The sequence below is a fragment of the uncultured Desulfovibrio sp. genome, assembly GCF_944324935.1.
In the GTDB taxonomy this organism is placed as follows: domain Bacteria; phylum Desulfobacterota; class Desulfovibrionia; order Desulfovibrionales; family Desulfovibrionaceae; genus Desulfovibrio.
Window position 1 is genome coordinate 1 of sequence record NZ_CALUYG010000078.1, and the last position, 6287, is coordinate 6287.

A 6287-nucleotide genomic window follows, 5' to 3' on the forward strand; every position below is an offset into this window, starting at 1 on the left:
AGCGGCAAGGAGGACGGCGGCGGCAAGCAGAAAGAGGATGCACACGAATCTCATGGCGGCTCCTAGAGCTTCGGGGGGAGGTAGTCCGGCGCAAGGTCCGGGAAGATCTCATCCGGCCATTTGCCGCCGAAGGCGGTCTTGAGTTTGGAGGACTTGGCGAGGCTTTTTTCGCGGGTCGTGACGATGTTCGGCGGCAGGGGATATTTTTTGAAGAGATCAGGAGTGTGGGTACCGGGGTTTGCTTTCAGCTTCTTCCAAAGTTTGTGAAACGCTTCGGAGTAGGTGCAAAAAGGAGGCGAGGATGCCAGAAAGCCGAGGGTGTGGACAACGGCATCAGGCTTGTAATTGGGATGGAATATGTCGTACAGTTCAAAGGCGGCCATGGGGTGTCCCAGGGCGGCCCCCCGATAGAAGTATTCCACCGCCTTATAGTAACTGTTGAACATCTTCAGGTAGATGCCGATCTCATAGGCAGCCTCGCCGTGGCCCTGGCGCGTGGCGCAGACCAGGTAACGCAGGCCGCGGATATCCTGATCCTTCGGGTAGAGGTAGTGATAGCCCAGCTTGCACTGGGCATTGGGCTCGCCGAGGTCCGCGGCCTTGTGGAGGAATTCGTCATCCCGTTCCATGATATAGCGGGCGTACCAGCCGCTGCCCACGTTCATGGCGATGAGCTGATCCGCCAGTTCCCGGGCCTTCCCCCAGTCCTTGGGCGTGCAGGTGCCGTACAGGTAGCAGGCCAGAAGGTTGTTCATGGCTTTCCAGTGGCCCATTTCCGCGGCTTTCCGATAGCCGTCGGCCACTGTCTGTTTTTCCTCTGGGCTAAGGTCGCCGCGCTTTTCCAAGGCGCGGGCGGCCTGGAAGATCTTGTCTGCCTCCGGCGGCAGGGGCGGGACGTGATCCGCCATGCGGACGCATTCCCAGGAGGGGGGACGCCAAGCCCATCAAGAAAGCTCATGAAGCTTCTTTCGGGGTACGGCCCTGGATCCCGGCCTTTTGCGCCAAGGCCCGTGGAACTGAGGCAGCCCGGCAGAGCGGCAAGGAGGACGGCGGCGGCAAGCAGAAAGAGGATGCACACGAATCTCATGGCGGCTCCTGGAAAAATTCAACTTTGAAGTATTATAGCATGTTCCGTTTGAAACGCAAAGCCTTTCAAACGGAACATGCGCTAACCGGCCCGCAAGGGAACGAGGATGCCAAAAGCAAACGGCCGGGCCCTGGCGGATGCCGGGGCCCGATGTCCGCGACGGAAAAGAGACATGGCGCGGAAGACGGGGATGTGCTGAAAATATACTCCTTGAAATATTGGCAGGTTGTGATTTGCCCGCCGTCGGATGACTTGCCAATGCCCTGCCTCTGCGCTAAGGAGAATTAAGAGAAACTCCGCTGCCTGCGCATCGGTTGCCGAAGGCGCGGAAGGCGAAATGTTTTCGCTGTTTCTCCAGACCAAGGAGTCTCAACGTGAAGAAAATCATTGCCGCTTTGGCACTGGCTTTGTCGCTGGCTGCCGGGACTGCGCCCGCACTGGCTGCGGAAGGAGCCGCACGGCCTGCCAATCCCGTTGATCAGTTCACGGGCACGGTATGGATGCAGACCAGCCATGACAACAAGGCCGCCTTCCTTTTCGGCATTGATACGGCCATTACGGTGGAATACTTTGTGAACAGCAGAGCCGCCGAAAAGGCCGCCAAGGAAGGCAAGGCCCCTTCTTCCAATCTTTCCCGCTTTGAAAAGGGCTGGATGACCGCCATGAAGGATATGAGCCGCGATCAGGTCATCGACAAGATCGACGCCTGGTATGTCGCGCATCCTGACAAGCAGGATATCCCTGTGATGAACGTGATCTGGTTCTCCCTTATCAAGCCTGCACTGGCGGCCTCCAAGTAGCGCCGCTTTGAGGAGTTTTTCCATGAAAAAATTGTTTGCGGGCGCATTGCTCGTGGTCATGTGTTTTGGCGGTTTTGGTTGCACCAATATGAGCCGCACCCAGCAGGGTGTGGCCAGCGGCGCGGCTCTCGGCGCGCTGGGCGGCGCCGGCGTGGCGGCCATTGCCGGCGGTTCCGCCGGCTGGGGCGCGCTTGCGGGCGCCGGCGTCGGCGCACTGGCGGGCGGCATCGTGGGCAACAATCAGGAACACCGCAACCGCTACAGCTGGTAAGCGCTGTCCTTTTCGCACTGTCTGCAAAGGCGGGCCTCGGCCCGCCTTTTTTGCGTGCCTCCGCGTGGGCTTCCCCGCGCCGTTGGGCCGTTACAGCAACGCGGCGGACAGTCTGTGCCGGATGCGTTACGGAAGCTTTCCGTCCTCCCCTGCCCACATATCGGCGGGAAAGAAGAACAGGCGGCAAACTTCCAGAGAAGTCTGCCGCCTGCATCTGTGCGTTGCGACCAGGGGCTGTCGGTGCTTATTTTGCAAATTATTTCAATAGATAAGGAGGTGTTCCTCACAAGCTCCGCTTGCCCTCGGAGACGAGGGGCCTCGTCCCCCCAATACCTCGCCAAAGCGCCGCTACAGGAAGTCAGGATCGACGGCGGCACGGCCAGCGCCGGTCATAATGCGCATGAAATGCAGATAATGTTCCTCCACCGGGATGATGGGGAAGCGCAACCCGCAGGATTCGCAAGGGATGAGCCGGGCTTCCGTGGGGTTGCCCACGGCGGCATGCCAGCCGCATTGCGGGCAGGTGTAAAAAAAGATCACCTCCATGCCGGCCGGGGGCACAGGCTGCACGGGACGCTTGGGCGTGCTCATGGCCGGACCTCCTTCGCGGACTGCGCCAGTGGCGTTCCGTTCATTTCCGCCGGGACGTCCATGCCCCAGAGGCGCAGGAGCGTGGGGGCCACATCGGCCAGCTTGCCGTCGGCCAGGCAGCGGGGCGCGCCGCCGGCCGCATCCAGCAGGATACAGGGCACGGGATTGGTGGTATGCGCCGTCTGCGGGGAGCCGTCGGGCGCGATCATGACTTCGCAGTTGCCGTGGTCGGCAATGAGCAGCAGCCGTCCGCCACGGGCACGGACGGCGTCGGCCATGCGGCCCACGCATTCGTCCACCACAGTGCAGGCCTGCACCGCGGCATCCAGCTTGCCGGTGTGGCCGACCATGTCTCCATTGGCAAGGTTGCAGACCACAAGATCGTATGTGCCGCTGTTCCAGGCTTCCACGAATCTGTCCGTGACCTCGCGGGCACTCATGGCGGGCTTGAGGTCATAGGTAGCCACATCGCGCGGAGATTCCACGAGGATGCGGTCCTCGCCGGCAAAGGGTTCTTCCCGTCCGCCGTTGAAGAAGTAGGTGACGTGGGCGTATTTTTCCGTTTCGGCAAGGCGGAGCTGCCGCAATCCCGCGCGGGCGACCACCTCGCCAAGACCCATGTGCACCGTTTCCTTGGGATAGGCCACGGGGAAGGTGAAATCCGCCTCGTACGGCGTCATGGAGGCCAGCGCGCAGCGCTGCGGGCGCGCGCCGCGATCGAAGCCGTCGAAGTCGTCCGCGCTGAAGGCCCGCGCCAGTTCGCGCATGCGATCCGCCCGGAAGTTGAAGAAAAAGAGGCCGTCGCCATCCTGCACGCAGGCATGGGCAACGTCCGCCACGCGTACCGGCTTGACGAATTCGTCCGTTACGCCGGCGGCATAGGATGCCTGCATGGCGGCTCCGGCACTCGCTGTCGTGTTGCCCTGCCCGTGCACGAGCATGTTCCAGGCTTCGGCCACCCGATCCCAGCGCTTGTCGCGGTCCATGGCGTAAAAGCGCCCCGTCAGCGTGGCGATGCGCACGTCGGAGAGCGGACGGACGGCCTCCTCCAGCTGGCGCACATAGTCCGCACCGCTTTGGGGCGGCGTATCGCGCCCATCCATGAAGCAGTGGATGCGGACGGGCACGCCCGCTTCGGCGGCCATGCGGCAGAGCGCTTCAAGGTGGCGGATATGGCTGTGCACGCCGCCGTCGGAAAGCAGGCCGGCCAGATGCAGCACGCCGCCGGAGGCCCGTACCGCGTCCAGCAGGTCGCGCAGGACGGCATTCTGGAAAAAGGAGCCGTCTTCCAGGGCCACGTCGATGCGGGTCATGTCCTGATAGACGATGCGCCCGGCGCCGATGTTGAGATGCCCCACCTCGGAATTGCCCATGTAGCCCGCGGGCAGGCCCACTTCCCGGCCCGAGGCCGCAAGACGACTGTGCGGGCAGGCGGCTGTCAGGGCATCCAGATGCGGGGTCGCGGCCAGGGCGGGCGCGTTGCCGGGCCCGGCGGGGGCGATGCCCCAGCCGTCCAGGATGAGCAGCAGGGTCGGTACGGGGCGGCTCATGCCTGTTCTCCCCGGCCGAGCAGAGCCGCCGCGCCGTCGCCCCAGAGGGCTTCCAGCTTGTAGAGATCGCGTACGGAATCCTGAAAGATATTGATGACGATATCGTTGCAGTCCACCAGGATCCACTGGCCGGCCGTGTAGCCTTCCATGCGCAGATATTCAAAGTTGTTTTCGGCGCACAGGGCGGAAATGCCGTCGGCGAGGCTCTGGGCATGGCGAACCGATGTGGCGGAGGCGATCAGCAGGGCGTCGGTAAAGGCTCCCTTCCCGGCCAGATCGATGCTCTCCACATGCTGGGCCTTGTGGCCCTCCAGCCAGGCCCGCATGACGGCCAGCTTTTCCAGAGTGGGCATCAACGAATATTTTTTGGGCGTAGTCGTTTGCATGAGCAAGCACATACCCCAAAGCGCGCGCAAGGGCAATCCCGCCGCCGCCCCTTGCGGGCCGGGACGCTCCGCCCCCCTTGACCGTTCTCCCCTTTTGGGGCATGCCAGAAAAAGGATCTTTTTTTCCCAAGGAGAAGTGCCGTGCTGTTCAATATCCGTCAGGAAACGCTGCCCCGCGAGGACCTTGAAGCCTTGCAGCTGCGCCGTCTGCGGGACCTCTGCTCCCGCGTGTACGCCAATGTGCCCTTTTACCGCAAACGCTTTGAAGAGACCGGCATCACCCCTGCCGACATCAAGTCCCTTGCCGACGTGAAGCTGCTGCCCTTCACGGAAAAACAGGATCTGCGCAACTACTATCCCTTTGGTCTGTTTGCCGTGCCGCGCGACAACATCGTCCGCCTGCACGCTTCCAGCGGCACGACGGGCAAGGCCGTGGTGGTGGGCTATACCCGGCGCGACCTGGAGACCTGGGCGGAAGTGGCGGCCCGCAGCCTTGCCGCCGCCGGCGTGAACCATACGGATACCGTCCATGTGGCCTACGGGTACGGCCTGTTCACGGGAGGCCTCGGCGCGCATGGCGGAGCCGAGCACCTCGGCGCGACGGTGGTCCCCGCCTCCGGCGGTTCCACCCGTCGTCAGGCCTATCTGCTGCGCGACTTCGGGGCCACGGCCCTGTGCTGTACCCCCTCCTATGCCCTGCACCTCTGGGAAGCCGGACAGGAGGCAGGCATCGACTTCCGGGAACTGCCCCTCAGGACAGGCGTTTTCGGCGCCGAACCCTGGACAGAGGAGATGCGGCAGGACATCGAGCAGAAAATGGGCGTCAACGCCATGAACATTTATGGTTTGTCCGAGGTCATGGGCCCGGGCGTGGCCATGGAGTGCCTCGACGCCAAATACGGCATGCACCTCTGGGAAGACCATTTCCTGCCGGAGATCATCGATCCCGTGACCGGCGAGGTGCTGCCGGCCGGCGAAGTCGGCGAACTCGTCATCACGACCCTGACCAAGGAGGGCATCCCTCTCATCCGTTACCGTACGCGGGACATCACGAGCCTCGACTACACCCCCTGCCGCTGCGGACGCACACATGTACGCATCACCCGCATCAGGGGCCGTTCGGACGATATGCTCATCATCCGCGGGGTCAACGTCTTCCCGCAGCAGATCGAAAGCATCCTTATGGAAAGCGAGGGGCTCACCCCCAACTATCAGCTGGTGGTGGACCGCGTGCACAATCTGGATACGCTGGAAGTGCAGGTGGAAGTGGATGAAGCCCTCTTTGCCGATGAGATCCGCAAGCTGCAAAGTCTTGAGGGCCGCATCCAGAAGACCATCAAGGAATTCCTCGGCGTCAGCACCAAGGTACGCCTCATGGAGCCGCATTCGCTGGACCGCTCCGAGGGCAAGGCCAAGCGCATCATCGACAAGCGGCTGGAAAAGTAGGCAGTTTTTGTTTTTCCCAAAAAAGATGGGAAAAATGAAAAGCTTTTGTTGACAGAACGACGGAGGGAGCGTAATGTCTTTCTTCGTTGAGCGGGAGTAACTCAGTGGTAGAGTGCAACCTTGCCAAGGTTGAAGTCGCGGGTTCAAATCCCGTCT

Annotated in this window: 7 protein-coding genes; 3 read left to right on the forward strand and 4 right to left on the reverse strand. The window is 62.3% G+C overall.

What is annotated here, in order from left to right; translation table 11 throughout:
• Window positions 1–62: 62 nt before the first annotated feature.
• On the reverse strand, window positions 63–908 hold the full coding sequence (locus Q0J54_RS11810) for a hypothetical protein (RefSeq protein ID WP_296305942.1): 846 nt from the start codon (window positions 906–908) through the stop codon (window positions 63–65).
• Between the two features lie 553 nt (window positions 909–1461).
• On the opposite strand from Q0J54_RS11810, the gene Q0J54_RS11815 reads away from it, so the two are divergent.
• The gene (locus Q0J54_RS11815; protein ID WP_296305943.1) at window positions 1462–1887 is read left to right on the forward strand and encodes a hypothetical protein; all 426 of its coding nucleotides are present in this window, start codon (window positions 1462–1464) and stop codon (window positions 1885–1887) included.
• A gap of 22 nt (window positions 1888–1909) precedes the next feature.
• Window positions 1910–2158 (forward strand): glycine zipper domain-containing protein, encoded by a 249-nt coding sequence (locus Q0J54_RS11820; protein WP_296305945.1) that lies wholly within the window; start codon window positions 1910–1912, stop codon window positions 2156–2158.
• A gap of 348 nt (window positions 2159–2506) precedes the next feature.
• Here the strand turns inward: Q0J54_RS11820 and Q0J54_RS11825 are convergent, their stop codons facing one another.
• Genes Q0J54_RS11825 through rsfS form a run of 3 tightly spaced genes read right to left on the reverse strand, consistent with a single transcriptional unit; the run spans window position 2507 to window position 4652 of the window.
• Complete coding sequence (locus Q0J54_RS11825) at window positions 2507–2749, reverse strand: hypothetical protein (protein ID WP_296305947.1); 243 nt, start codon at window positions 2747–2749, stop codon at window positions 2507–2509.
• Window positions 2746–4299: a 2,3-bisphosphoglycerate-independent phosphoglycerate mutase gene (gene gpmI / locus Q0J54_RS11830; protein WP_296305948.1), complete on the reverse strand. Its 1554-nt coding sequence runs from the start codon at window positions 4297–4299 to the stop codon at window positions 2746–2748. The genes Q0J54_RS11825 and gpmI overlap by 4 nt, the downstream gene beginning before the upstream one ends.
• Window positions 4296–4652, reverse strand: coding sequence for a ribosome silencing factor (gene rsfS / locus Q0J54_RS11835; RefSeq protein WP_296305949.1), 357 nt, complete (start codon window positions 4650–4652; stop codon window positions 4296–4298). Before rsfS ends, gpmI begins: the two co-directional genes overlap by 4 nt.
• Window positions 4653–4826: 174 nt before the next feature.
• Here rsfS and Q0J54_RS11840 point away from each other — a divergent pair, with 174 nt between their 5' ends.
• Entirely contained in the window at window positions 4827–6131 is a 1305-nt protein-coding gene (locus tag Q0J54_RS11840; RefSeq protein ID WP_296305950.1) for a phenylacetate--CoA ligase family protein, read from the forward strand.
• Window positions 6132–6287: the final 156 nt, after the last annotated feature.